This is a genomic window from Methanomicrobia archaeon, assembly GCA_016930255.1.
In the GTDB taxonomy this organism is placed as follows: Archaea; Halobacteriota; Syntropharchaeia; order Alkanophagales; family Methanospirareceae; genus JACGMN01.
On the sequence record JAFGHB010000005.1, the window covers coordinates 24,762 to 49,126 of the forward strand.

The window sequence follows — 24,365 nt, forward strand, 5'->3', positions numbered from 1 at the left end:
ACAGGGAAATCAAAAAAGTGCACTACATCATCGCCGAGAAAGGGACAACTGCAAAAAGACTCGCCGCTATTCTATCAGAGGGCAAAGCAAAGAAGCGAAAGGTAGGCAGCGTAGACGCCTATGAGTTCGACGGCAAGGTAGTTGCAGGACTCAGCGGCCACGTGTTCCGGCTGGACTTCCCCTCGACGTACAACAATTGGAGCAAGATAAATCCTGAGAAGTTGATTGACGCCAAGATCGTGGCGATCTCGCTGAAAAAGACGATTGCGAACGCGCTGGAGCAGATCGCAAAAGATGCCGAGTCCGTAACCATTGCTACCGACTATGACCGTGAAGGCGAGTTGATCGGTGTGGAGGCGCTCAGAATTATTAAGAAGATCAATCCCGACGTGCACGTTGACCGGATGCGGTACAGTGCAATCACCGAGAAGGACATACAAGAAAGCTTCGCCGCACGCAGCGAGGTCGATTATAACCTGGCGGCATCGGCGGAAGCGCGAGGGGTCATCGACCTGATCTGGGGCGCCGCGCTGACTCGGTTCGTTTCGTTATCCGCGAATCGTTTGGGTGAGGAGTTCTTTTCGGTTGGCCGTGTGCAATCGCCCACCCTTGCGTTGCTGGTGGACAAGGAGAAGGAGATACGGAAGTTCGTACCCCGTCCATACTGGGAACTGCACGCGCAGGTAAAGAACGACAAAGGCGAGATCTTCGAGGTTAGCCACAAAACGCTGAAATTCTGGGATAAAGCAGAGGCGGAAACGATAAAATCGCGCATCGAGGCGGCCAAGGAAGGGGTCGTCACCTCGGTCAAGACGCGTACGCGAACCGAAAAGCCGCCGACGCCGTTTGACACCACGAACTTCATTCGGGCTGCATCTGCCATTGGATACACGCCAAAACGGGCAATGAACATCGCGGAGAGCTTGTATCTCCAAGGGCTCATATCATATCACCGTACTGACAACACCACGTATCCCGAGACGCTTGATTTGAAGGCGTTAGTGGAGCTGTTCCTCGGTACTACGGACTTCGGCGAGTACGCACGCCTATTGTTAAAGAAGAAGCGATTGAAACCAACGACCGGTAAAAAGAAGACTACTGACCATCCGCCCATACATCCCGTCTCGGCAGCGGCATCGCCGGGAACGATTGGCAAGCCCGAATGGAAGATCTATGAGCTGGTGGTACGGCGGTTTTTAGCTACGCTTTCCGATGCCGCGAAATGGGAAGATACGGACGTTAAGATCGAGTTCGGCGACGAGGTACTGAACGCGAAAGGTAAAGAATTAAAGGACGAGGGCTTCCTCGCTATCTATCCGTATCAGAAGAAAGAGGAGATCGTAATCCCGAAGTTAAAAGAAGGCGAGCACGTGCACCTCGAAGAGATCGAGCTTGTGGAGAAGGAGACAAAGCCGCCGAAACGGATCTCGCAAGCGGGCTTGATAAAGAAGATGGAGGAGTTGGGCCTGGGCACGAAGAGTACGCGGCACGAGATTGTGGGGAAATTGTACGAACGGTCGTACGTGCAGGATAACCCCGCTAAGCCAACGGAGAAGGCGATCGCGCTTATCGATTCATTAGAGAAATACGCGGAACTGATAACGAAGCCGGCGATGACAAAGACGCTGGAGCAGGAGATGGAGGATATAAAAGCGGGCAAACGAACGAAGAAGATCGTTGCGGACGATTCGCGGAACATGCTGCGTGAGGTGTTCCAGGAGATGACGGAGAATCGGGCGGAGATCGCGAAATCGCTACGAAATGCGATGAAGGGCGGCGCAATCGTAGGAGCCTGCCCCAAATGCGATTCAGACCTCTTCATGGCAACCTCACAACGTGGTAAGCGGTTTGTGGGCTGCAAGAACTATCCGTCCTGCGATTTCTCGCTACCGTTACCCAAGAGCGGACGCGTGGTCGTAACCAATGAGACCTGCGATAAACATCCGTCCCTCTTCAAGCTGAAGATCATGAAGAAAGGCTCGAAACGGCCCTGGGATTTCGGCTGCCCGTATTGCAATTTTCTGCAGTGGAAGGCGAAGAGCGGTAACGGCGATGAAGATAAGACCTCCTGAGCTTCATCACAAAATTAAGCAGCGTCCAAACAGTGAGTTGGGATCGCGCTGTTTCCATGGACTTGATGGCGTACGCTCAGCTCAGTTCACCAATCACGGTGAGCACCGTCCGGTGATGGTTTAACGAGCGTAGGAAAACTAAAATCCGACCGATCATAATCAAAAGGGAGAGTGATACCGACCTGTTCAAAAAGAGTGGTTTTTATAAGGGGGTTTTATAATAAGGATAAGAGCCGAAATGAACAAGATGCTGTTCCAAGAGGAAGTGCAGTATTTCAATCGCAATTTATCGGAGGCGATCGAGCGGAAATTGCAGGGCTGTCACAATGAGCTGTTATGCGATGCACTGAGCTACATCAAGGATACCGGAGGGAAGCGACTGCGGCCGATTATTTGCTTCCTCTCTGCAGAGGCCGTGGGTGGCTCCCGTGAAGACGCGATCTCCACCGCGATAGCGATTGAACTCCTCCATAACGCTTCGCTGGTTCACGACGATATTATAGATAACAACTATATACGGAGGAAGAATCCGTCCAATCCCGCGATGTACGGTGAGAAGAAAGCGATCGTCATCGGCGATCTCTTGTTCGGACTTTCGTGCGAGATGCTCGCCCAGTGTGGTGTGCCGGAAGTCGTGAGCTTGGTCTCGAGTGCCGTGGCTGATATCGCGATGGGCGAATATCTCGAGTTTGCCTTACGCTACCTGCTTGAAGCGACCGAGCACTCGTACATGGAAGTTGCGGAACTGAAAACCGCGGCCACCTTTCGTGCGAGCGCCGAAGCGGGTGCCGTGCTCGGCGGTGGATCCGAAAAAGAGATCGAGAACCTTCGCAACTACGGTAACAATTTAGGGATTGCCTTTCAAATTCAGGACGACATCTTAGACATCTGCGGCGAAACGGCGAAGATAGGCAAACCGGTTGGATTGGACATCAAAAACGGTGAGCGCACGCTGCTTGTCATTCATGCATTGAACCACGCGGAATATCCCGAAAAGGATTATATCAAAGCGATTTTATTTGGGGATGGCGAGCCGGAAAGTTTTGACATTGATAAGGTGAGGACTATTTTGATAAAGTCCGGCTCGATCGATTACGCGCTTCGACTCTCCGCGGAGTTTGTAAGAACCGCGATCGATTGCATCGCAGGGCTCGAAGATTCGGAAGCGACGCAGAAACTGCAGTTCATTGCTGACTTCTCGCAGGAGCGAATAAATAATCACGTCCTGAAAACGCTTGGATAAGCTAGCAGTTGGTTCTATCAGTTTCATTTTTGCCTTTTGCTGGCTATCTCCTCTTTCGCTGGCTTACTTTCCTATACCAGTGCGTCGCACTTCGATCCCTTGAACGGGTTAACCTCTGGCTCGTAGCCGGTGTTTTGCCAAACTTCCACATAAAGGATATGGACGCGTTGGCCCCGGGAATCAACTCGCTGAATGATTTTTGGCCAAAAAAACGCCCGTTTAAAGGCTCGTACTAGCGCGAAATCTATTGCTCATCGGAAAAAACCGAAAGCTTTTTAAGTTACGAGCCAAAACGTTCATTCCATGAGTGCAGATATGTTATTGCTGGCGACCCTTTCAGGTATAGCGGTTCTCTTCGCTCTGGGGGTCTTAGTGAGCAAGGATAACTTCTATTCAGCGCTTTTCATGTCCGTAACACAGGTTTTTGTCGCGACCGTTTACGCGCTCTTTAACCTGCAGCCAGTGTTCGTTCTACTCGTGTTCATCTTCGTCGGTGCGATCGGTATAGTAACGGTAGCGCTTGCAGCAACGTACAGGTCTGAGCCGGAGCGGCAAGTTTCTGGATTGTGGGCAGCTCCCGTGGCTATAACTGCCCTTATCATTGCCTTTGCCCTCTTCTACTCGATGCTCAATACGCAACCGATGGCGGCCAGCACGATTGAATTTGAACTCGCCAATTTCCTGCCCGTTACAGAGTACCTGCTGATCATCGTTGCATTGATTTCGCTCGTTGTGCTCCTGCTGTTGTCTGTCTTGAAAATGAGTGTAGGGGGGAGAAGCTGAATGCCTGTGATAGATATGATGAGTTTGTCGATAATCTATGCGGCGTCGTTTGCGATCTTACTGGTTGGATACCTTGCAGCGATCTCGAGTAAAGATGTGATCAGACTTCTTATTGCGCTTGAAATGATGTTTGGAGCGGTGTTTATGGCGTTGCTGCCGCTCTTTTCCGTTGCGAGCCTCGTCAATACCGCGTTTGGCATCGCACTGATCACGATCTTCGCGAGCAGTGGCGAACTGTTGATCTTAATCTCCGCGATTGCCATGCTCGACCGGCAGAAGAAGAGTATTAAAACAAGCACAGTTACGATAGGAGGCGACGAGCTATGACGGGTATGTTTCTGCTAATCTTGATACTCCTGCCCTTACTGTCGGCGATTATAGCGCCACTGTTGAAGCCGAAGGCAGCGACGTATCTTACCGCCCTGTTCTTCTTACTGCCCTTCTTCGGTATAATCTACAGTGTTCTCACCAATTATACCCCAGTGATCCATCTAATGACTTTCTCAGCGCCAATTGGCGAAATTTATCTCAATTTTGACTTTATCTCTCATGCTCTGGGGCTTACGATTTGCATTGTTTCGGCTATGATTGCCATGTTCGCGTTACCGTACATGCAGCATCGATTCGAGGAGATGAAACTCGACGTGGAGAAGGAGTTCCGAACGTACATATTCCTCTACGATCTCTACGCGGCTTCGATGCTCTGGCTCGTTTACAGTGGCAATCTGATCCTGCTGTACGTGTTCCTGGAAATCGCGCTGATCACCGCGTTCCTGCTCATTTACTTCTACGGCTACGGAAGCCGGCAGTGGGTGGGCCAGTTATACCTGATCTGGAGTTTAGTTGCCGGTGTTCTGACGTTGGCAGGGATTCTTATCATCGGTGTTAACCATGACACGCTGGCTCTCAATGCGTTAATGCTGCCTGGTGTTACCGTTAGCACGGTGGCGTGGGCGTTCATCTTTATTGGTATGGTGATAGAGCTACCGGTTCTCGGTCCGCACGTATGGCTGCCCTGGGCGCACGCAGAAGCGCCAACACCGCTGAGTGCTTTGTTAAGCCCATTAACCGTTGGTCTGGCCGGGTATGTCCTTTTACGCGTGGCTTTGATCGATTACTCCTTTATCGTTACGTATCGGATACCAATACTCGCGTACGCGCTGTTCTCAAGCATTTACGCCGGGTTCTCGGTCTTCAGGCAGACGGATTTCAAACGACTGCTGGCGTATTCCACGGTGTCTCAGATGGGGTACGTGCTGGTAGCGCTCTGTCTCGGTCCTTTTGGACTGATCGGCCTGGTCATCCAGTACATGTCCCACGCGTTCGGTAAGTCAATCTTGTTTTCGTCCGCAGGCGGGGTCATCGCAGTGCATCACGGATTGCGAGACCTGAGGAAGATGGGTGGTCTGCACGATTCCATACCTACGATCTCTAATGCGGCCGTGATGGGTTTCCTGAACCTCGGCGGGATGTTAACGATAGGCATGCTCGGCGAGTTCTTCATATTACGCGGCGTTATAGAGACGTTTGGCATCAGCACAAAGGCCTTACCGGTGCTCTTAGCGGTGATATTCATGTTCATTCTCTCGGTTTGGTACGGGTTCTACACGATAAAGCGAGTTTTCTACGGTAAGCCGAAGAGCACGGAACGGCTAGAGATAAGCAGTTACCTCTACGTCCCGCTGTATATAATCGGGCTAGTGTCAATACTGCTCCTGTTCCCACCATTGTCATCCGCACTGATTCCAGGACTTAAAGCAGTTATATTAGGAGGGCTGATACCATGAACGAGTGGATTATCTTTTTGTTGCTGTTTCTGACACCTGTCGTCAGTAGCGTTCCGATTGCGTTAGCGTACAAGAGTAAGGAATGGACGGAGAAGCTGCCGTATCTCTCGGTATTCGGGATCTTCGTTTCGGTCGTGATGAGTATTTATATCTTCCTCACGTTCCCGGAACAGCAATACTCGTACCCGTGGATTCCCGAGCTGGGGATTAATATCGTGGTCATCACGGACTATCTGAGCAGGTACATGGGCGTTGTTACCGCGCTTATCGCGTTCTTCATCGGCATTTACGGCCTCGATTACATGAAGGGCGATTACCGACCAAGCTGGTACTGGTTCTTCTTCAACCTGTTCACCGCGTCCATGCTTCTCGTGGTGTATAGTGACAACCTGTTCCTGCTCTTTGTCGGTTGGGAAGGCCTTGGTGGCGCTTCCTGGGGACTGATCGGGCACTGGTTCCGGGACGACGATGATATCGCATACGTGGGTAGAGAAGGGAGAAAGGTCGGGCCTCTATTAATGCACTGGCCACCGAGCTTTGGTGGATGGCGAGCGATCTCAACAATTCGATTCGGCGACGTTCCCATGTTCCTCGCAATCGCTGCGATATGGACATTATCACCCACCCTTAATATCTCAGAGATGGACTGGGGCGGACTGTTCACCACGATAGGAGCTGCCGGGACGATAATACTCTTCCTCTGTTTCCTCATGGGGCTGTTTACGAAGTCCGCACAGGTGCCGTTCTCTGAGTGGCTCATGACCGCGATGACCGGCCCGACAACTGTGAGTGCGCTCTTACACAGTGCGACCATGGTGGCAGCGGGAGCGTTCGTATTCCTTAAATTGACGTGGTATATCGAGCCGTGGACCTTGCATGGTGTGCCGGGGCTTGAGACGGTTTACACGATCGTCCTTTTCGTTGGGCTTCTATCAGGCTTGTACGGTGCGCTTTCGGGATCCGGCATGCTTGAGCGGAAAGTTCTACTTGCGGCATCCACGATGTCCAGTATCGGACTGATGTTCGCATCGACTGCCGCTTCGTTCTGGGTCGGCCATTTCGCCGTGCTCGTCGGATTCTGGTATATGGCGGTGCATGCGTTTGCAAAAGCGAGTTTGTTCCTCGTCAGTGGCCATTTGATCCACGCGACGCACAGCAGGTTCCTGGGCGGCGGTCGCGAGTTCGCGAAGAAGATGACACCCGCATTTGTCGTTACCATCGTCGCTACTACGTTCCTCGTTGGTATGCCGCCGTTGACCGCATACTGGGTGAAGTCTGGAATGGACTTTGTCATGGAAGAGCTGCATCATGAGTTTGGTCTGCTGCCGCTTGCACTGCTTGTCGTTACCTCGTTGGTCTATTCGGGAATCCTCGCGAAGTTCCTCAGCTTGAACTTCATCAAGGGCGAAAAACCGCACCACGAGCATACCGAAGGCGGAGGGCTGATGAAAATCGGATACATCTTGATGGTCTCCGTGCTCTTTGTGATCACGTACCTGTTCCTCTTTACGGCTGGCGAGGCACACGTATTCGAAGAATTTGTGCACGAAGGGCAGGCCGAGGTGTCTATTATAGTGGGATTATCAATTCTGGTAGCGTATGTCGTGGGACTTGTTAAGCCCCGGATAAGCGCTCTTTCCAAGCTCGGCACGTTCTTCAGCGACCGGATGTATCTCCCATTCCTCAACGATTACATTGTGCCAAAGGTTGGTTTCTCTATCTCGGACGCCGTTCAGGACTATGGAAACGAGAGTATAGACGGATTCTTCAATACAAAGGTGATACCGAGCTTTTTCGGCAACGTTTCCACGAGAATCAGATCTATTCAGACCGGGTACCTCAGTAGATACGTAAACATAGTTCTCGGTGTTGTGATGGCAATTCTTATATTAGTCGCAATAGGAGGGGTGTTGCTATGATCTCAACGACGATAATGATGATGTTCGGGGCCTTAGTGATCTTGACGCTGTGTTCTGTAGTTGCCGTTAAAGTCCGTGACGCTGGATTGGTTGGCGCGATTGTAGCGATCCTGCTTGGGTTCGCAGCGGTTACGTTCTCGAACCCCAGTCTCATTTATTATAGCGCATTCGTGCTCGTGATTAGTTTCATCAACCTTGCTTCGCTCAAGACGATCAAGAGCGTCATTCAAGGCGTGGATTACGGCCTAGTCGGATTGATGGCGCTGGCAACGCTGTACATCTTCAGTACGCAGGATCTCGCCATGGTTCTGGCCGCGTTTGTGATCGTTTCCGTGCCCACCTATATCCTGGTGATGGTGCGCGAGGGCGGCACGAACGTAGAGGTGGGCGTCAAATACATCACCTTTATGGTTCTGGCCACCGTTCTGTTCCTGATCGGCGCGGTTACCTTGGCGTACACGAATAACGCACCGAACGACCTCCTGTACATCTTCGGCTACGTAATGCTCGTGTTAGGGTTGAGCATGGAAGTAGGCGTGGCGCCGTTGCACGAGTGGGTTCCGGACGTTTTCGCAAGTGCGGATCCGATTCCACTGTCTATCATCGCTTCGCTTGCCAAGGTCGTTCCGTTTATCATCGCTTTGAAGATACTACACTCCACTGCGACTCCGTTGATCGTTTCGCTCTCACTCTTTACCGCGGTGCTCGCGGCAATCTCCATGTTTACTGGTAATATCGGAGCGTTGACCTCGAAAGAGCCGGCACGCGTGCTCGCGTATTCTACGGTTGCGAACATGGGGTACGTGCTGGCATGCGTGGTGGTGATAGCGAAGCCGGAGTACTTCTATTTCGCGCTGACCGGAGCGTTGCTCATGCTGTTCGCAAATGCTGCGGGAAAGATAGGGTTCTTCAACGCGATCAAGAACAAAGGCGCGTTCTCACCGCTGATGTACATGCTTGCGTTCTCCTTCATCGGGCTGCCACCGCTCATGGGATTCTGGGGTAAGCTGTTCATCCTTTTCACTCTAGTCAAGGCCGAGTATGTCTGGCTGGTTGCACTGATGGTTCTCAATTCCGCAATATCGGTTCCGTATTATCTGCGGCTCGCGCGGGAACTCGGCGTCGGATGGAAAGCTGACCTCACCAATTACATCTGCGTCGCCGCGGTGCTTCTAACGTTGGTCACGTTCTTGCCAGATTGGTTCTTTAAAGGAATGGAGGTAATCGCCCAGACGATAAGTATAGCGATATAATGGGAAGAGAGAAAATGATAGAAAATGTACTGATAATCGGTGTCCTGATCGCTGTGTGCGTGCTGGTAGATCTGGTTCTGCTCTTGCTCGTGAAAGTATTGCCGAGGTATGACCTGACGGAGATAAAGACGATGCGGTGGGAAGCAGGGAACCCACCGATGAAGTTCCCGAAGTATACGCTGTCCATGCAGTATTTCGGGTATATGTACCTGTTCATGGCGGCGGAACCCGTTGTCGTTCTTCTGCTCCTGTTTGCAGCGTATCAAACGGTAAGCTTCCTGATGCTGTTGCTGCTTTCACTCGTCCTGATGGTGCCTGCGATCTATGCGGGCTATACGATCACACTTGAAATGGCGGAGGCAAGAAGCTAAGCTAGGAGAAGAGAAAAAACATAAAGAGAGGTGACGAGATAAAAAATGGAAAATCCAAACAAACATATAGACTTCCTCGAATCAGGACCCCTTGCACCGTTTAAGAAATGGGCTGCGAAGTGGAGTTTATGGCCTTGCCATTTCATTACATCCTGCTGTGGCGTTGAACTCGCCCATGCGTTTGCGTGCGGCTATGATGGTGAACGATTGGGAACGTTGAACCTCGGTATCGCGCGGCAGTCGAACTTTATCATCATTGAGGGGACGATCTCAAGGAAGATGGCGCGGGCGTTGCAATTCGTGTACGGGCAGATGCCCGACCCGAAGTTCGTGAACGTGATTGGCGCGTGTGGTGAGCGAGGCGGAATATTCTGGAACAGCTACAACATCACGCATCCTTCTGATATCGTTCCGGTCGATTTCTTTATCCCTGGCTGTCCGGTAACACCCGAGAGCCTTTTACGGGGAGTGAGAGCGCTTCAAGATAAGATATCAGGTGTAAAAAACCAAAAGACGATAGAATTCACGAAGGTGGAGCTGCCGTTCGAGCAGAAGCTGGAGGAACGAATGGTGCCCACATCGCCAAAGATCTATGCGCCGACGCCCGATATCCGAGTGGACGTTAAAAGGATGGTTGACTGGTCGTTCGGCAAAGGGTTAGAGGCTCGTTTCAAAAAGGACCTGAAAGGTCTTTATGAATCCATAACGATCACCGGTACGAATCGGATAGCGATAAAAACGACGCCGGAGAACCTGATAAAAGTTGCACAGCGGCTCAAGGGTCAGATGCAGTTTGACCACGTAAAGAGCGTGAATGTGATCCAGGTGCCGCACGAGCGGAAGTTTATTGTGGAGTACCTGACTTCAAGTTACCGTGTTGAAGAGCTCATGCCTGTGCTCGTAACCATTTTCACGGAGATCGGGCTGAAGGATCCGAAGATCAAGAGCCTGATGTCCATATGGGAGAGCGCGAATTATTCCGAACGGGAATTGCACGAGTTCTTTGGCGTCTGGTTCGAAGGGAACAACTGGATGGGCAAGAAGTTCTTGCTGGCGCCCGACACGCCGGATCTCCCGCTGCGTAAGGAATTCAAGCTTCCCGATGAGCGATACGTCTTTGAGAAGGATGTGGAGCCTGAGTTCATGGTGCCCATCGAGCCGCCAAAGGATCTGTATACCCCGATTTGGCAAGAGTTTATAGATGAGGCGTACGATAGTGACGAGATGGTCGTTCCCATAGGACCACACCATGCGGGCAGCGGGCATCTCAGGGTGACGTTCAGGATAAAGGGAGATCGAATCGTAGATGCCATTCCCGAACCGGGATTTGTGCACCGCTCGATGGAGAAGCTTGCGGAGAACAAGCTGTATATCCAGAACGTTCCGCTGTTTGAGCGTTTGGCGATCAACGATCCGGCGAACATGAACTTAGCGTACGTCAGGACGATAGAAGACGCGCTGGGCGTGGAAGTGCCGGAGAGAGCGAAGTATTTACGGACCATCATGGCCGAGCTCTCACGGTTAGAGGCGTTCTTCTACGACTCCGGGATATTCTCCCTGTTCTTCGGCCATACCACGGGCTTCATGTACTGCATGGCAATCAGGGAGATGTTAATCGAAGCGCTGATGCATATCTCAGGCTCGCGAAGCGGGCCTTCCTTCATCGTTCCCGGTGGACTGCGGCGAGACATTTCGGATGACGTGCTCCAGATGATCGATAACATCACGTTTGCAATCCACAAGAGGATGAAGAAGTTTGAGAACATCTTTGTCTATAACCCCGTGACGATAGCGCGAGCAAAAGGTGTCGGGGTGCTGACGAAGGAGGACGCAATACGCTGCGGTATGGTAGGGCCATTCCTGCGAGCGTCCGGTGTGAATTACGACGTCCGGAAGATCGCGCCGTATGAAGCGTACGATAAGCTTGATTGGGAAGTGACGACCGGCGACGACGGCGATTGTCTGGGCAGGTTCCTGGGCAGGCTGGAGGAGATACGCGAGAGCATAAAGATAACGAAACAGGCAGTGGACGCAGTGCGAGGTATAAAAGGCCCGATTCTGAGCGAAGATATCCTCGGCGAGTACAAGGAGGCTGCAAGCGACATAAAGGGCAGTTTCTTCAGAGTTTACGGCAACTTGGTGCTGCCAAAGGGTGAATGGACGACCATTACCGAGGCAGCCCGGGGCACGACGTTGTTCACGATTAGTAGCGATGGCGAATCGAATGTTCCGTACCGTGTGCGGGTCATAAGCCCCTGTTGGATGAACCTGAGAGGCTTTATGGAAGCGGTCAAGGGCGGACGATATGCAGACTTCTGGGCGGTGTATGGTAGCTTTGGGTACTTCCCACCGGAGGCGGATAGATAGGAGTATAGGAGAGGAGAAGAAAAATGATAGATATAAGCGGTCTCATAAGCACGATAATGAGCAACCAAGTGAATATCCCCTTACTGTACGTGATCTACGAGTTCTTGCTCACGATACCAGTGATCGGAAGTATCGTTGCGTTCATTTTTAACATGATCCCCATATCCGGGGTTCCGATCGTAAAGCTGATCATTGGATTTGTACTGTGGAAGCCGATGTTTATAATGCTCCTTTTGCCGGGGTTCGCGACGCTGGGTACTATGCTGCTCGTTTTGCCTTGGCTGGAACGGAAACTTGTGGGCCGGATGCAATGGCGGGTGGGTCCGCGTGAGATTGCACCGCGTACAAGAGGAAGTATTCAGTTGCTCGCAGATACATTCCGCTTCCTTTTCCAGGAGGTAATCATCCATAAGGATGCGGATCGCCTGTATTTCTTACAGTTCCCGTTCCTCTATTTCCTGCCCGTGCTACTCCCGCTCCTCTTTATCAATATGGGAGCTGCCGGTCGGCCACTCGTACCCATAGAGACGCCTTACGCACTGCAGATAATGATCGGGTTGGTCAGTTTCATGCCTGTATTCATCATGGGCGTTGGCTGGGCTTCGAACAACCGGTTCGCGTTCATCGGTACGGTTCGAGAGGCGTTCATGTACTTTGCCTACGAAATACCGTTTATTATGGCAGTGCTCGCGATGATTATCCTTTATGGCACATCAAACACCGCAGATGTTATGAGTCTCGCGTTAGGTAACCAAAGCTCGTGGTGGAACTGGGGAATCGTCCTCAATCCGCTCGCTGCGCTCACGTTCTTCATTGCAATGGTGATGGCGACCGCGCGATTGCCGTTTGAGATCCCAGAAGCAGATCAGGAGTTGGCCTTCGGACCGTTCCTCGAGTTATCGGGTATTGCCTTCGGGCTTGCGTACATAATGGCGTACGAGAAGATGTATGTGCTCGCTGCGATCATGACGATGTTGTTCCTTGGCGGTGGCAGCGGTCCGGTCATTCCCTATTTGGGCGATTTGTCCTACGGTATCTGGTTCGTGGTGAAGACACTGGTCATTCTGCTGGTCGGGGTCAACCTCCGTGGCGTGTATCCGCGGTATCGGCTTGACCAAGCACTGAATGTGGGATGGAGCGCAATACTCGTACTTGCTTTGGTTGCACTTGTATGGTCAGTCGTATTAGGAGGATTACTATGAAGAAAGTAGGAACACCGGACTACAGCACGTCGGACAAGTTAAAGACACATGTATCTGCACTGGGAACTGCGGCGAAGGAGATGCTCATACCGCTGAATATAACGACACACTACCCGCGGGAAAGGAAGAGGCAACCGGCCTGTTTCAGGGGCTATATGCTCTTTGATCCCGAGCGGTGCATCAGTTGTTTCCAATGCTCGTTTGTATGCCCAGCGAATGCGATCTGGATGAAAGAAGCGCCGAGCGGGCGATATTATCCGACGGTCGATTACGGTAAATGTATCTTCTGCCATTTCTGCGTGGATTCGTGTCCGGGCAGTGCATTACGGACAACGAAGATCCACGACGTGGCGTACAAGACCATGGACGAGATGTTCACGAGCACTGAAGAGCTGGTAGAACCGCCGAAGATAGTACGCGAGGACAAGGTGGTTGTGGACTACGTGATAGACCAGGAAGACCTCACGCTGAAACGCACGAAGGAAGTGGACGAGCTTATTGTGGAGGTTGAGCCAACCCCTGGGGTTCCACTGGTGAGTCAGTGTGTGGACCGAGGGAGCTGTATTGCGTGCAAGGTTTGCGAGCGAGTGTGCGAGAGCGGAGCGGTTTCGGCGGTTGTCGATGAGGCGACGATGACCGTGCAGATGAGTATAGATCAAGAGAAGTGCACCGGGTGCGGCTTATGTGTTAAGGAATGCTCAATGCAGATTTTAAGTCTTGTTAGGAAGTGAAGGAAGAGGGGGAGAGAGGAGAAGAAAGAAGATGGCAACAGAGAGTGAAGCTGAATGGGAAGTAAAGATCCCAGAGAAGAAGTTAAAAGATAGACTGTTCTTTGAGAACCTCAAGGCGACCGTGATAGACACGCAGATGTGCAGCCGGTGTTTGACCTGCGTCTCTATATGCCCGAGTAAGTTGATAGTAAACGAAGAGGACATCGTTGATTTCCCTGATTTCGAAGAGAAATGCCTTGACTGCGGTGCTTGCGTGCGCGTCTGTCCGCGATACGATTACAAGCCGAAGAGCGGCTTGGGCGATTACATTGAGTTCACGGCGGGGAAATCGAAGCGTTTCCAAGGCCAGGACGGTGCGATGGCGACGGAATTCATCTTCTCCGCGATCGACATGGGCCTTATAGACCGTGGCATATTCGTTGACCGCGATGAACAGTGGCGAACGCACGTGTTCCACGTTCAGGCGAAGGAGCAGCTTGAGAAGCTGCCGTTGGGCGGCACGAAATACGTCTTTGCGGATGTTCTTCCGGAATTGAAGAAGGCCGTGATGTTAAGCAAGGTGGGCGTAGGTGTGGTTGGCACGCCCTGCATGGTCTCAGGGGTACGGAAACTACAGGAGGAGTTCCCCGTTTTCAAGGAGAAGGTGAAGCTCGTGGTGGGCTTGTTCTGCACCGAGAACTTCCATTATAATGAGGTCGCGAAATACCTTGAAGAGAAGGGTGTTGACTTCTCAAAGCTGGTCAAGACGGATATCATGAAGGGTAAGTTCGTCGCGACCATGACGGATGACGAGGTAAAATTCAAGGTCAGTCAACTTTCGGATATACTGCCCAGTGGCTGCAATGTGTGTACGGACTTCACCGCGGTGGAGAGCGACGTGAGCGTCGGCAGCGTCGGTAGTGCCCCGGGCTTCTCGACGACCGTGGTGAGAACCGAGGTGGCGAAGGAGGTCTGGGAGTACATCAAGAAGATGGGTAACGCCGAAGTCGGTGAGGGCAAAGTAGAGGAGCTCGATTATCTGATTGGCCATAAGAAGCAGCGGGAGAAGAATATACCAGGACAGTAACCCGCGGATCCACGATTAGAGAATAATCGGGAGCTTTTACACCGCCTTTGTGTCAAACGCTGGTCTCCTCTTCTTTCAAATTGCGTACTTCGCCGAGATATGTGCCGTCCAGCAGGTACGCTTCCATCGTTTCCGTGCGGAGCAGTTTCGAGGCTACGGGACCTAATAGCTCGCCTTTCGCAGCGTTGAATGCGACACCGCCACAGAGCTCGTTAAATGCCGGCATGATGGTCACCCACGGCGCGTTCTCTTTAGTCAGCTCCAGCTTCGGATAGTGCTCCTTTACCGCCTCTGGATCGCACTGCACACGGATCCAGACGGGCTTCATGCTCGAATGCCGCGAAACGGAGCTTACCAGCCGTATCCGTGGATGATTGTGCCCGATCAGGATATACGGTGCGGTAAACAGTTCTGGTGCGGGCCAGGAATGCCCGTGTGTATAGCCGACGTTATCGAAGAGGAATCCTTTGGGGGTTTTGACGATTATTTCGTGTCTGGGGCTCCAATCCGGCTCTGCAACTTCGAGCAGTATTCTGTCGATGTAGCCGTCGTGGTTCCCTTTCACGATGTAGACCGGCGCATACTCTGCGAGCTGCGCCACGAAGAACGGCACTTCCTTTCGATCGGAATAGAGAATTTGCGGCACCGCGTGTTTCACATCGCCGAGCAGAATGATCACGTCTGGCTTCGCGGCTTTCACGCACGTGAGCGCGCGTTTCAGCAATTTCTCCGTCTGGCTGCCGATGTTGATGCCCTTCTGCCGGAAGGTGGCTTCGATGCCTAAATGGAGATCGGCAATCACCAGTGCTTTATGGTCGTTCTCGACGACGAGTGCGGGCTCATCGATCAACGGTTTGAGCGTTGGCGTGGTGGTGGTAGGGGTAGTAGCGGTCATCCTACTTGTAATTGTAACCTTGTATCTAAGAAAGAGTTTGAAAGGAACAGCGATTAAAAGTGAAAATGACTGGAGAGAAGTTTGATTTAAGTTCCTAGTGGTTATCTCTATCTATCTGTATGCAATGAGAGTCTTAAAACGAAAGCTGAAGCCGAAGGAAACAGAAACCGGTGAGAGGAAACGTGTGGGTGAGCTTTCGCTCGTGCCGGAATCGCTGGACGATTTATGGCATCTCAAGCACGTGATCGAAGCGGGCGATCTCGTCTATTCGCTGACGTATAGGAGAATGGAGGAGGCAACGGATAAGGTACGACCGGATAAGGTGGATAAGAAGCCCGTACGGTTGGGTGTCCGAACGGACGCCGTGGAATTCCATAAATTCTCACGCAGGCTGCGAATAAAAGGCGTGATTGAAGAAGGCCCGGAGAGCGAGCTGGGCGCGTATCATACCTTTAATATTGAGCCTGATGTGAAGCTGTCCGTGGTGAAGGCGTGGAAAGAGCACCAGTTGAAACGGTTGCGGGAAGCGGAGAAGGCGGTTGCTACCACCGAGGTGCTCGTCGTTACGGTAGAAGAGGGCGAGGCCGTAGCCGGCATTGTGAGACAGTACGGTGTAGACGAGCTCTTCTCGTTACGGTACGGCAGTGGCAAAGGCATGGAGCACGCAGGTGGCGGCAGTGGCAAGAGTGACTTTTTTGGCGAGTTGCTGAAGCACCTTCAAAACTCGATGCAAACGACGAAGGCGGACGCGCTCATCATTGCGGGCCCGGGCTTTATCAAGGACGATTTCTTCACGTTCCTGAAAGAACGAGATACCGAGTTAGCGAAGAAAACGCGAATCGAGCAGACTTCTTCGATTGGTGTTTCAGGGTTTCTGGAAGTCTTGAAACGCGGCGCGGTGGAGCGGCTGAAGCATGAGGAACGGTTGACGAAAGAGGTGACGCTCTTGGATCGGTTGATGGCAGAGATAAGCAAGGATGAAGGTGTGAAGGCGGTGTACGGCAAGGACGAGGTAAGAAAGGCGCTGGAGTACGGCGCCGTGGAAACGTTAATGGTAAGCGACGAGAAGCTCATGAAGTCGCGGATCGAAGGCGCAGAACAGGAGAAGGAAGCCGAAGAGATTGACAAAATGCTCGAAGAAGCTGAACGGAAACGGGGCGAGGTCGTGATCTTCAGCACCGAGTTCGAGCCCGGCAAGCGGCTCAATGCCCTGGGCGGGATTGCCGCGCTGTTGCGGTTCGGGATAATAAGGTAACTCGCATCATTGCTTTCGATTTTGATTGGACTAGATGGAAGGACGAGCACCCCAAAACGTTCTTCTTCGCTTAGAATTGTACGTGTACCGCTATATTACAAGGGCCACATCAGAAACTTCTTATTTCGCAAGACTATGAAGCGATGGTAAAATGTCAAAAAAGTATAATAAGCTAAAATTGCTATAGATAAAAGTTTAGCTGAAAGATGTGCCATATTTTTAAGGGGGAATAGTCGGAAGATGATATGGAAGCTGTTTAAACCAAATATTGAACGGCTGAAAGAAAAAGGGAACATTAATCGATTAATCAGGACACTCGGATACAATGATAGCGAGTTACGTAGAAGAGCAACTTTTGCTTTAGTACAGTTACTCGGTGAGGAAGATGTTGAGTCGCGTAAAAAGGTGATTCTTGCCATGGAAGAGACTATCACTCGTGTTGGAGATAAAGATCTAATTGACATCGTTCGACGAATTAAAAGTCAGATAATTGATGGAGAGAGTAATCGGTGCTTTTACTGCGGAAAGATAGTAACTTACACCAACGGTAGACGTTGTAGTTTTTGTAAATTAATGGTCTGTGATGACCACACCCTACCCGAAACACATGGGTGTAGAGGGGAAAACAAACCGCCAGTGGGCATCGCCTATACTCAAGATGGAAAAGCACATGCACAAGAAGGGCGGCGTTACGGAAAGAGTTTTTAGCTGGCCATTGATAAACTTACATTCCAAACAAATAAAGAAGAAATGGTGATCTTTAGCACCGAGTTCGAGCCCGGCAAGCGGCTCAATGCGCTCGGCGGGATTGCTGCGCTGCTGCGGTTCGGGATATAAACAGCTAGTGTCTGCCCACGCACGTCGCATATTATGTCGAGAAGCTCTAATTTGCATTCATTTGTTATTCATTCGTTCCTCTCTCCTTTCCTAATCGCCTCATTTTTGTCTTATTCTGGTAGGAACCCGTATAAACAATTCCCCGCCTAAATGAGGGATAATTTTATATTAAGGGAGCGCTAAGCTGTTTGTTGGATGACACTACGAAAGCGGACTCTGCTCATTGTAACCGTGACCCTCGCGGCGTTGATGGTGATTCTTTACGCCGTGGTGGGCGTCACCTTCATGAATAGCATGCTCGAACTCGAGGAACAGGATACACGCCAGAACGCCGAGAAAGTGCTGAACATCTTGGCCGATGAGTTCGTGGAATTGGACGCGACCACGTGGGATTGGGCTTCGTGGGACGACACGTATGCCTTTATTGAGGATGGCGATGAGGAGTATCTCAGCTCGAACCTCGTCGATGGAACGTTCATTACATTGCGAACCAATCTCATGCTGTTCATCAACTCGTCCGGCCAGATCGTTTATGGCAAAGCGTTTGATCTAGAGAATGAGACCGAAGTTCCGCTTCCGGCTGGTATCCACGCGCATCTCGCTCCCGACTCGCCGCTTATGCAGCATGACGATGTCGAGAGCAACGTCACAGGGATTATTATGCTCCCTGAAGGTCCCCTGTTCGTTGCAGCCCGTCCTATCCTGACCAGTGATGACGAAGGGCCGATCCGAGGCGTGTTGCTTATGGGACGCTACCTCGATGCCACGGAAATTGAGTATCTGGCTGAGATATCGCACTTGCCCCTCACCCTGCAGCTCTTAACGGACGAGCAGTTGCCGCCTGAGTTTCAGGCGGTGCAGAACTCCATGCCTGAAGACGAAGAATCGCCTGTTCTTGTCCAACCGCTGGACGAGCAGACCATTGCGGGCTACGTCCTCTTACGCGACATATACGGGACTCCCGCGTTTGCGTTGCGAGCGGATATGTCACGGGATATCTACGCGCATGGTCAAGCAGCCATGCGTTATTTCCTCGGGTTTATTCTGACTGTTGGGCTCGTGTTCAGCGTGCTGATTCTGGTGCTCTTAGAGGTCCTGGTCCTTTCGCCGTTGAGTCAACTCAGCAAGAGTGTCGAGGGGATTAGCGCACGCAGTGACCCGTCGGCACGTGTGCCGCAAGTAGGAAAGGACGAATTGGTGACGCTTTCGGATACGATCAATAGCATGCTGGCGTCGTTGGAGCAGTCGCAAACGGCACTCCGCGGGTCTGAAGAGCAGTATCGAATGAAGAACAGAGAGCTCGAACGGTTTACCTATACGGTCTCTCACGACCTGCGCTCACCGCTCGTTACCATCCAGGGCTTCGCCAATCTGCTCCAGAAGGATTTGAATGCGGAAAACCGGGAGAAAGCGGTGGAAGATCTGCGGTATATCATAAAGGCCACGGACAAGATGGACACGCTTCTGACTGACACCCTGAAACTCTCCCGGATCGGTCGAAGCGCGAATCCGCCCGAGTATGTGCCGTTCGGCGCGATCGTGCAGGATGCCTTAGCGCAGACCGCTGGCGCACTACAGGCACATAACAGTGCGGTCTCGGTTGCCGACGATTTCCCTATTGTGCACATCGATCGGATGCGGATCGAGGAACTGCTGGTGAATCTGATCACGAACTGCATCAAATACCGGAACGAGCAGCAGCCGGAACCGAAGATAGAGATCGGCTATCGTCGGGGGGCTGGCGAGGAGATCGTCTTCTTCGTGAAAGATAACGGTATCGGCATAGCGGAGAGCGAGCAGGAGAAGGTCTTCGAGCTCTTTTACCAGGTGGATAAGGAGAACGAAGGGACGGGTGCGGGGTTAGCAATCGCGAAACGAATCGTCGAGGTGCACGGCGGTCGGATCTGGATTGAATCGGAGCCAGGAAACGGGTGCACGGTCTGTTTCACGCTGCCCGTGCAATAAATTACTGTCATTCTGCTTGTTCTACTATTTTTATTTCTTCCTCCGTCAATCCGTACAGCTCGTACACCAGCCGGTCAATCTGCACATCAACACTCTTTATCTGCCGTTCAAAAAGCTCTTTATCTCGCTCAATTCTCGCCTCGTGGTATTTCTTCTGGAGTTCGAGCATGTTCTCTACTAAGGAAACGAGTTTATCGTGCTGCGCTTTTTTGCGGTCTTATTTTTTGTAATTTCACTTATTACCGTTTTTAGCTTTCTTAACCACGCTTTCCAGTACAGGATCCGGTTCTATCTCAACAGGTTCATTGGAACTTTTCGTTTCCGGCTTTTTCTCCTTTTCCTTCTCCATTTTCTCAACCTCCTATAATACTTAAAATTAAACTGATCAGCCCTATGAACATTAAAACGAGGGAACAATTAATATATTCAGCTTTCTTCTCTATTTTATTTTTGTTATGCTCGAAGGACTGGATATAGTTATCGATGAGTTGCTTCCTTACCTTTTTACCGTTCTCTCTCAGGTATTTTTCAGTGAGTCCCCTCGGTTTTGGATCTTTTCTGTAGCCTTCGACTTTGTATGCTGAGAACGATAAGAAAATGGATATCATAAACAAAGTCATACTTGAGCCAAATAGATATGAATTGCTTTGCGAATATAACTGTAACGATATTCCGATTATCACGCCAACAAATCCAATAATGACACTTGCCTTTGTATCGAGACTGTCAATCGACTGAAACTGCGTATTCAATGCATCTTTCACTTCGTTATAGATTAATTCAAGTGTTTCAGGGGGATAAGTATCTTCATTCATTTTAAGCCACCTTCCACCACCTTTATCTCATTCTCCGTCAGCCCATACAGCTCGTAAACCAGTTTATCGATCTGCGCGTCAACGATTTTAATCTGCCGTTCAAAAAGCTCTTTATCTCTGTCCATCCTTGCCTCGTGATATTTCGTCAAGTATGTTCTCCACTAAAGAAACGAGTCCCTTAACCTTTATTTTGGTTTGCCCTTTTGTGTAGCTCATTCACCCTATTTCAACCTTCATTTCTTGAATAACTTATAACTTTCGCATTATATCCATTTTTACACGCATACTCCTTTCTAACACCATCAAGAGGAGCAGGTGCACGTAAGATGACTCACTCTGATTTTGAGATCATTTAAAGCTAAAATTTCTCTTAAAAACCTCTTTTCCCTAGTTGATGTTTTTCTGCGCCACCCAGATATCGCAGACCACCCTGACATCTGTATCCCTTGTACTCAAGAACACTTCTTCGCATTCAACACCAACCAGCTTGCCCACTACCCGTACTCAAAACCCTTCGCTTCAAATATCCTCCCATTCCGGCTCTTTAATTTCGATCTACAGCCCGCAGCCGATAGACCATCGAAGCCTTCGCTTCGTAGTCCTTCTTCCTGTATGCAGCGATCTCTAATTACCTACCTACGGTCCGGCAGGTATTTGAGCCAGTGGAAGTTGCTCACCGAAATATCCCGCGTTCGCTGCGACGAAGGTGATTACCACAATAATCACAGCGATGACTACCAAGAGCCGGAACAATGGGTTGTCATAAATTGACCCTTCCGCCATGTTCGCAATTACCCCCTCTCCTCTCCTCTTCTCACCTTAGTTCAGTTCTCGAGCAGTAGAAGTTGATTGTTTGTAAGCATATAAAAAGTTTTCTGTATTTTTACCTATAGGAATAGCTATTGTTTACTGCCATGTGTTTATAGTATACCCTACGTAGCGGAAGAAGTAGAAACTCGAAGCGGCTGGCTGTGAAGAACAAATGAACGAACGAAAAACGTGTGCGGAAGAAAGGGAGAAATGGAAATAAAAAAGAAAAAAAGAAAAAAGAGAACTCAGTGGGTTGCGTTTAGTTAAATTACGCAAAATCCAACTGAGCGTACAACTGCCTTGCCTTGAAGTTCTGTAACGAGATCGCGTCTGACGGACAATACGCAGCGCAACTGCCGCACCCGATGCAGCCCTCCACGGTAACGCGCGCAAACTTCTTCGTGCCGCTGGTCGTTGTCATTATGTTGTAGGTAACCGCAGCTACTGGCTCTTCCACCAATTCGATCGCTTCGACCGGGCACATCTCCACGCATACGCCGCAGCCGGCACAGATAGCCTCATCCACGACGGAGACTATTCCCGGCGTCTCGAGGAAGTTCTTCGCTAAGAGCACACACGCCCTCGACGCTGCTGCGCTGCCCATGCCGATACTCTCGTCGATCAGCGCGGGCGCAACTCCGGAGCCACAGATGAACACGCCTTCGTTCACCGTATCCACGGGCGTTAAGATCAGCTTTGGCCGCTCCTGCGCCTCCATGAAGAACCCGTTCTTCAGCGGTATCATGAACATCTTGCTCAATTGCCCGTTCTCTGCCGCAGGCTGCATTAATGGGCTGACCACGATCAAATCGGGCTTTATCTGGATCTCATCGTTGAAGATCACATCGAAGACCGAGACGATTCCGTCCGCGAATGTCGGTTGACGCTCCGCATCGTATCTGATGAAGGTCACGCCCTTCTCTCTCGCCGCTTTGTATGCCATCTCCCATTTGCCGTACGTCTTGACGTCCTGGAAAAGCACGAACACGTTCAGCTCCGGCTTCAGTTCCTTTGCCTTTAACGCATTGCTCACCGCTTCGATGCTGTTGTACTTCGCGTTAACGCCATCGCCCGAAACGCCGTCTTGAATCATAACCACCGTGTTCGCATCCACAGTAGTGCCTGCCAGCATCTTCGCGAAGTCGGTTTGCGTTACCACGTTGCCCGCCTGGCCGTAACCGAAGTAGCCCTCAGGTACAAACTCGCGCGCGCCGGTTGCAAGCACTGCTGCACCGAAATCAATATCTTCATCCGCGCCCCCTCCGGTTACCTTCGCTTTAAACGCGCCTACTCGGCCTCTAACGTCCTCGATCGCGGCACCCGTATACACCGTTATCCGCTCGTTGCCCTTTACCTTGCCAACCAAATCCGCTAAGACGTCTGCAGCTTTCACATCGCTCTGGAACTCGGTGGCCTCTGTCAAACTGCCGCCTAATTCCGCTTCCTTCTCCACCAGACAGACCTCGTAGCCTGCATTCGCGATGTCCAGCGCTGCAGTCATACCTGCCACGCCGCCACCGACAACCAGCGCGTTCGGCGTCACCGGATACTGCTCAAGCGGTATCGGTTCGAGATATCGCGCACGCTCGACTGCCATGGTCAGCTGGCTCATCGCTACGACCGTCGCTTCCTCCTTATCGTGCACACACGCACATTGCTCCCGGAGGTTCACCATCTCGAGCAGATACGGATTCAAGCCCGCCTTCGCACACGTGTCCCTGAAGATCTCTTCATACGCGCGCGGCGAGTAGCCTGCAACCACTATTCTGTTCAGGCCTTCGTCTATTATTCCACTCTCTACCGCGCCCATGGTCTCTTTCATGGTGTTCGTCTCGGTATTCACCACGGCCACATCCCTCAAGCTGCCCACGTGCTCTGCGACCACAGGTATATCCATTGCACCCGTAACCTCGCCTTCGCAACCGCAGATGAACACGCCGATCTTCGGCTCTTCGCCTACGTCCACGTATTTACGCTCTTCCTGCCCAGGGATCTCCTCCGTCCGTTCGGATAACTGCGCGGCCTTTGCTGCTGCTCCCGTTGATAGTATTACGCTTTCACGAACCTTCATCGGCGCAGTTGCCGTGCCTCCTGCGAATATACCCGGCACACTCGTCTCCACCGGGCTCGTCATGCTCGTCGCTATAAAGCCATAAGGATCCAGGTTCACGCCGGTCACCTCAGCAAGCTTTGCCATCGTCTTCGACGGTAAGAGACCGACTGCGAGAACCACCATATCGAGATTTAACTGCTCGATCGTGCCGTTCGCTAAATCCTCGTACTTTACCGTGAGCGCCCCGCCCTCAGCCAGCACTTCCGGAACTCGTGACCTGATGTAATGCACACCGTATTTGTCCTTTAACTTCGCTACCAGCTCCTCATCCTTGCCGAATACGCGAACGTCCATGTAGAAGACGTACGCGTCAATGGTGGGATAGCGCTCTTTCAGCTCCCAAACCTCTTTCGCCGTGTAGCCACAGCATGCCGTCGAACAAATTTCATTCTCCTTACATCGTGAGCCGATACACTTGATGAATCCGATCTTCTTCACCGGCTGGCCATCTGAAGGTCGCACCAGCGCGCCTGTCTCACTCACCGTACAGGCACGGAGCATCCCTTCAAACTCCAATGACGGGACCACGTCAGGATTATCAATTGCATAGCCCTTCGCGATGTCATCGTAAACGTCATAGCCCGGCGTCAGCACCACGCTCTCCACGTTGAGTTCCTTCCCCCCTGACACATTCAGCTTGAAATCACCCGCTGAGCCCGACAAGCCTTCCAACTCGCTTGAGAGCATCAGTTCGATGTTCGGATGGTTCTCTATCTTCACTATCCGCGGCGATATGCCGGTTTCACATTCCGCCAGCTCCGAGACCTTACCGCCGAGTCTGTCATTCTTCTCTATCAGATAGACTTTGTAACCAGCATCTGCAAGGTCAAGAGCCGCCGTGATACCGGCAACACCGCCTCCTATAACTGCTATTCCCATTT

At 51.4% G+C, this 24,365-nt stretch carries 20 protein-coding genes and 2 pseudogenes; 17 read left to right on the plus strand and 5 right to left on the minus strand.

The window, feature by feature from the left end:
- Nucleotides 1-17: 17 nt before the first annotated feature.
- From JW878_00685 to JW878_00745, 13 genes and pseudogenes are all read left to right on the plus strand, one after another.
- Nucleotides 18-2,072 carry a DNA topoisomerase I gene (locus tag JW878_00685; protein MBN1761582.1) on the plus strand — a complete coding sequence of 685 codons (2,055 nt, stop codon included), beginning with the start codon at nucleotides 18-20 and terminating at the stop codon, nucleotides 2,070-2,072.
- Nucleotides 2,073-2,310: 238 nt separating this feature from the next.
- A complete protein-coding gene (locus tag JW878_00690; protein ID MBN1761583.1) occupies nucleotides 2,311-3,315 on the plus strand; it encodes a polyprenyl synthetase family protein in 1,005 nt (334 codons plus the stop codon).
- Between the two features lie 303 nt (nucleotides 3,316-3,618).
- Nucleotides 3,619-4,098: an NADH-quinone oxidoreductase subunit J gene (locus JW878_00695; protein MBN1761584.1), complete on the plus strand. Its 480-nt coding sequence runs from the start codon at nucleotides 3,619-3,621 to the stop codon at nucleotides 4,096-4,098.
- Between the two features lie 15 nt (nucleotides 4,099-4,113).
- Nucleotides 4,114-4,425 (plus strand): F420H(2):quinone oxidoreductase, encoded by a 312-nt coding sequence (locus JW878_00700; GenBank protein MBN1761585.1) that lies wholly within the window; start codon nucleotides 4,114-4,116, stop codon nucleotides 4,423-4,425.
- A 5-nt stretch (nucleotides 4,426-4,430) separates the two neighbouring features.
- Nucleotides 4,431-5,885, plus strand: a complete 1,455-nt coding sequence (locus JW878_00705) for an NADH dehydrogenase (GenBank protein MBN1761586.1) — start codon at nucleotides 4,431-4,433, stop codon at nucleotides 5,883-5,885.
- A complete protein-coding gene (locus JW878_00710) occupies nucleotides 5,882-7,804 on the plus strand; it encodes an NADH-quinone oxidoreductase subunit L (protein MBN1761587.1) in 1,923 nt (640 codons plus the stop codon). Before JW878_00705 ends, JW878_00710 begins: the two co-directional genes overlap by 4 nt.
- A complete protein-coding gene (locus JW878_00715; protein ID MBN1761588.1) occupies nucleotides 7,801-9,057 on the plus strand; it encodes an NADH-quinone oxidoreductase subunit N in 1,257 nt (418 codons plus the stop codon). Before JW878_00710 ends, JW878_00715 begins: the two co-directional genes overlap by 4 nt.
- A gap of 14 nt (nucleotides 9,058-9,071) precedes the next feature.
- Complete coding sequence (locus JW878_00720) at nucleotides 9,072-9,428, plus strand: NADH-quinone oxidoreductase subunit A (protein ID MBN1761589.1); 357 nt, start codon at nucleotides 9,072-9,074, stop codon at nucleotides 9,426-9,428.
- Nucleotides 9,429-9,473: 45 nt separating this feature from the next.
- Nucleotides 9,474-10,544, plus strand: a pseudogene (gene nuoB / locus JW878_00725) (NADH-quinone oxidoreductase subunit NuoB).
- 27 nt (nucleotides 10,545-10,571) lie between these two features.
- Complete coding sequence (locus JW878_00730; GenBank protein MBN1761590.1) at nucleotides 10,572-11,795, plus strand: NADH-quinone oxidoreductase subunit D; 1,224 nt, start codon at nucleotides 10,572-10,574, stop codon at nucleotides 11,793-11,795.
- A 23-nt stretch (nucleotides 11,796-11,818) separates the two neighbouring features.
- Complete coding sequence (gene nuoH, locus JW878_00735) at nucleotides 11,819-12,997, plus strand: NADH-quinone oxidoreductase subunit NuoH (protein ID MBN1761591.1); 1,179 nt, start codon at nucleotides 11,819-11,821, stop codon at nucleotides 12,995-12,997.
- The gene (locus JW878_00740; GenBank protein MBN1761592.1) at nucleotides 12,994-13,728 is read left to right on the plus strand and encodes a 4Fe-4S binding protein; all 735 of its coding nucleotides are present in this window, start codon (nucleotides 12,994-12,996) and stop codon (nucleotides 13,726-13,728) included. The genes nuoH and JW878_00740 overlap by 4 nt, the downstream gene beginning before the upstream one ends.
- A 31-nt stretch (nucleotides 13,729-13,759) precedes the next feature.
- Entirely contained in the window at nucleotides 13,760-14,794 is a 1,035-nt protein-coding gene (locus JW878_00745) for a Coenzyme F420 hydrogenase/dehydrogenase, beta subunit C-terminal domain (GenBank protein MBN1761593.1), read from the plus strand.
- Nucleotides 14,795-14,846: 52 nt separating this feature from the next.
- Here the strand turns inward: JW878_00745 and JW878_00750 are convergent, their stop codons facing one another.
- Complete coding sequence (locus JW878_00750) at nucleotides 14,847-15,689, minus strand: metallophosphoesterase (GenBank protein ID MBN1761594.1); 843 nt, start codon at nucleotides 15,687-15,689, stop codon at nucleotides 14,847-14,849.
- 124 nt (nucleotides 15,690-15,813) lie between these two features.
- Here JW878_00750 and JW878_00755 point away from each other — a divergent pair, with 124 nt between their 5' ends.
- From JW878_00755 to JW878_00770, 4 genes and pseudogenes are all read left to right on the plus strand, one after another.
- The gene (locus tag JW878_00755; protein ID MBN1761595.1) at nucleotides 15,814-16,944 is read left to right on the plus strand and encodes an mRNA surveillance protein pelota; all 1,131 of its coding nucleotides are present in this window, start codon (nucleotides 15,814-15,816) and stop codon (nucleotides 16,942-16,944) included.
- 240 nt (nucleotides 16,945-17,184) lie between these two features.
- The gene (locus tag JW878_00760; GenBank protein ID MBN1761596.1) at nucleotides 17,185-17,652 is read left to right on the plus strand and encodes a hypothetical protein; all 468 of its coding nucleotides are present in this window, start codon (nucleotides 17,185-17,187) and stop codon (nucleotides 17,650-17,652) included.
- Between the two features lie 39 nt (nucleotides 17,653-17,691).
- Nucleotides 17,692-17,781 (plus strand): annotated as a pseudogene (locus JW878_00765) (hypothetical protein).
- 195 nt (nucleotides 17,782-17,976) lie between these two features.
- Nucleotides 17,977-19,746, plus strand: coding sequence for a hypothetical protein (locus JW878_00770; GenBank protein MBN1761597.1), 1,770 nt, complete (start codon nucleotides 17,977-17,979; stop codon nucleotides 19,744-19,746).
- 7 nt (nucleotides 19,747-19,753) lie between these two features.
- On the opposite strand, the gene JW878_00775 is transcribed toward JW878_00770, so the two are convergent.
- From JW878_00775 to JW878_00790, 4 genes are all read right to left on the minus strand, one after another.
- Nucleotides 19,754-19,915, minus strand: coding sequence for a hypothetical protein (locus JW878_00775; GenBank protein ID MBN1761598.1), 162 nt, complete (start codon nucleotides 19,913-19,915; stop codon nucleotides 19,754-19,756).
- A gap of 184 nt (nucleotides 19,916-20,099) precedes the next feature.
- Nucleotides 20,100-20,561, minus strand: a complete 462-nt coding sequence (locus tag JW878_00780) for a hypothetical protein (GenBank protein MBN1761599.1) — start codon at nucleotides 20,559-20,561, stop codon at nucleotides 20,100-20,102.
- Nucleotides 20,562-21,197: 636 nt separating this feature from the next.
- Entirely contained in the window at nucleotides 21,198-21,344 is a 147-nt protein-coding gene (locus tag JW878_00785; GenBank protein ID MBN1761600.1) for a hypothetical protein, read from the minus strand.
- A gap of 295 nt (nucleotides 21,345-21,639) precedes the next feature.
- Entirely contained in the window at nucleotides 21,640-24,363 is a 2,724-nt protein-coding gene (locus tag JW878_00790) for a CoB--CoM heterodisulfide reductase iron-sulfur subunit A family protein (GenBank protein MBN1761601.1), read from the minus strand.
- Nucleotides 24,364-24,365 lie beyond the last annotated feature (2 nt).

Bases quoted from the DNA above. Each gene is read 5' to 3' on its own strand.
- JW878_00690 (MBN1761583.1), top strand. From the start codon at position 2,311: ATGAACAAGATGCTGTTCCAAGAGGAAGTGCAGTATTTCAATCGCAAT.
- JW878_00695 (MBN1761584.1), top strand. From the start codon at position 3,619: ATGAGTGCAGATATGTTATTGCTGGCGACCCTTTCAGGTATAGCGGTT.
- JW878_00700 (MBN1761585.1), top strand. From the start codon at position 4,114: ATGATGAGTTTGTCGATAATCTATGCGGCGTCGTTTGCGATCTTACTG.
- JW878_00705 (MBN1761586.1), top strand. From the start codon at position 4,431: ATGTTTCTGCTAATCTTGATACTCCTGCCCTTACTGTCGGCGATTATA.
- JW878_00710 (MBN1761587.1), top strand. From the start codon at position 5,882: ATGAACGAGTGGATTATCTTTTTGTTGCTGTTTCTGACACCTGTCGTC.
- JW878_00715 (MBN1761588.1), top strand. From the start codon at position 7,801: ATGATCTCAACGACGATAATGATGATGTTCGGGGCCTTAGTGATCTTG.
- JW878_00720 (MBN1761589.1), top strand. From the start codon at position 9,072: ATGATAGAAAATGTACTGATAATCGGTGTCCTGATCGCTGTGTGCGTG.
- JW878_00730 (MBN1761590.1), top strand. From the start codon at position 10,572: ATGGTGCCCATCGAGCCGCCAAAGGATCTGTATACCCCGATTTGGCAA.
- nuoH (MBN1761591.1), top strand. From the start codon at position 11,819: ATGATAGATATAAGCGGTCTCATAAGCACGATAATGAGCAACCAAGTG.
- JW878_00740 (MBN1761592.1), top strand. From the start codon at position 12,994: ATGAAGAAAGTAGGAACACCGGACTACAGCACGTCGGACAAGTTAAAG.
- JW878_00745 (MBN1761593.1), top strand. From the start codon at position 13,760: ATGGCAACAGAGAGTGAAGCTGAATGGGAAGTAAAGATCCCAGAGAAG.
- JW878_00750 (MBN1761594.1), bottom strand. From the start codon at position 15,689: ATGACCGCTACTACCCCTACCACCACCACGCCAACGCTCAAACCGTTG.
- JW878_00755 (MBN1761595.1), top strand. From the start codon at position 15,814: ATGAGAGTCTTAAAACGAAAGCTGAAGCCGAAGGAAACAGAAACCGGT.
- JW878_00760 (MBN1761596.1), top strand. From the start codon at position 17,185: ATGATATGGAAGCTGTTTAAACCAAATATTGAACGGCTGAAAGAAAAA.
- JW878_00770 (MBN1761597.1), top strand. From the start codon at position 17,977: ATGACACTACGAAAGCGGACTCTGCTCATTGTAACCGTGACCCTCGCG.
- JW878_00775 (MBN1761598.1), bottom strand. From the start codon at position 19,915: ATGCTCGAACTCCAGAAGAAATACCACGAGGCGAGAATTGAGCGAGAT.
- JW878_00780 (MBN1761599.1), bottom strand. From the start codon at position 20,561: ATGAATGAAGATACTTATCCCCCTGAAACACTTGAATTAATCTATAAC.
- JW878_00785 (MBN1761600.1), bottom strand. From the start codon at position 21,344: ATGGCGGAAGGGTCAATTTATGACAACCCATTGTTCCGGCTCTTGGTA.
- JW878_00790 (MBN1761601.1), bottom strand. From the start codon at position 24,363: ATGGGAATAGCAGTTATAGGAGGCGGTGTTGCCGGTATCACGGCGGCT.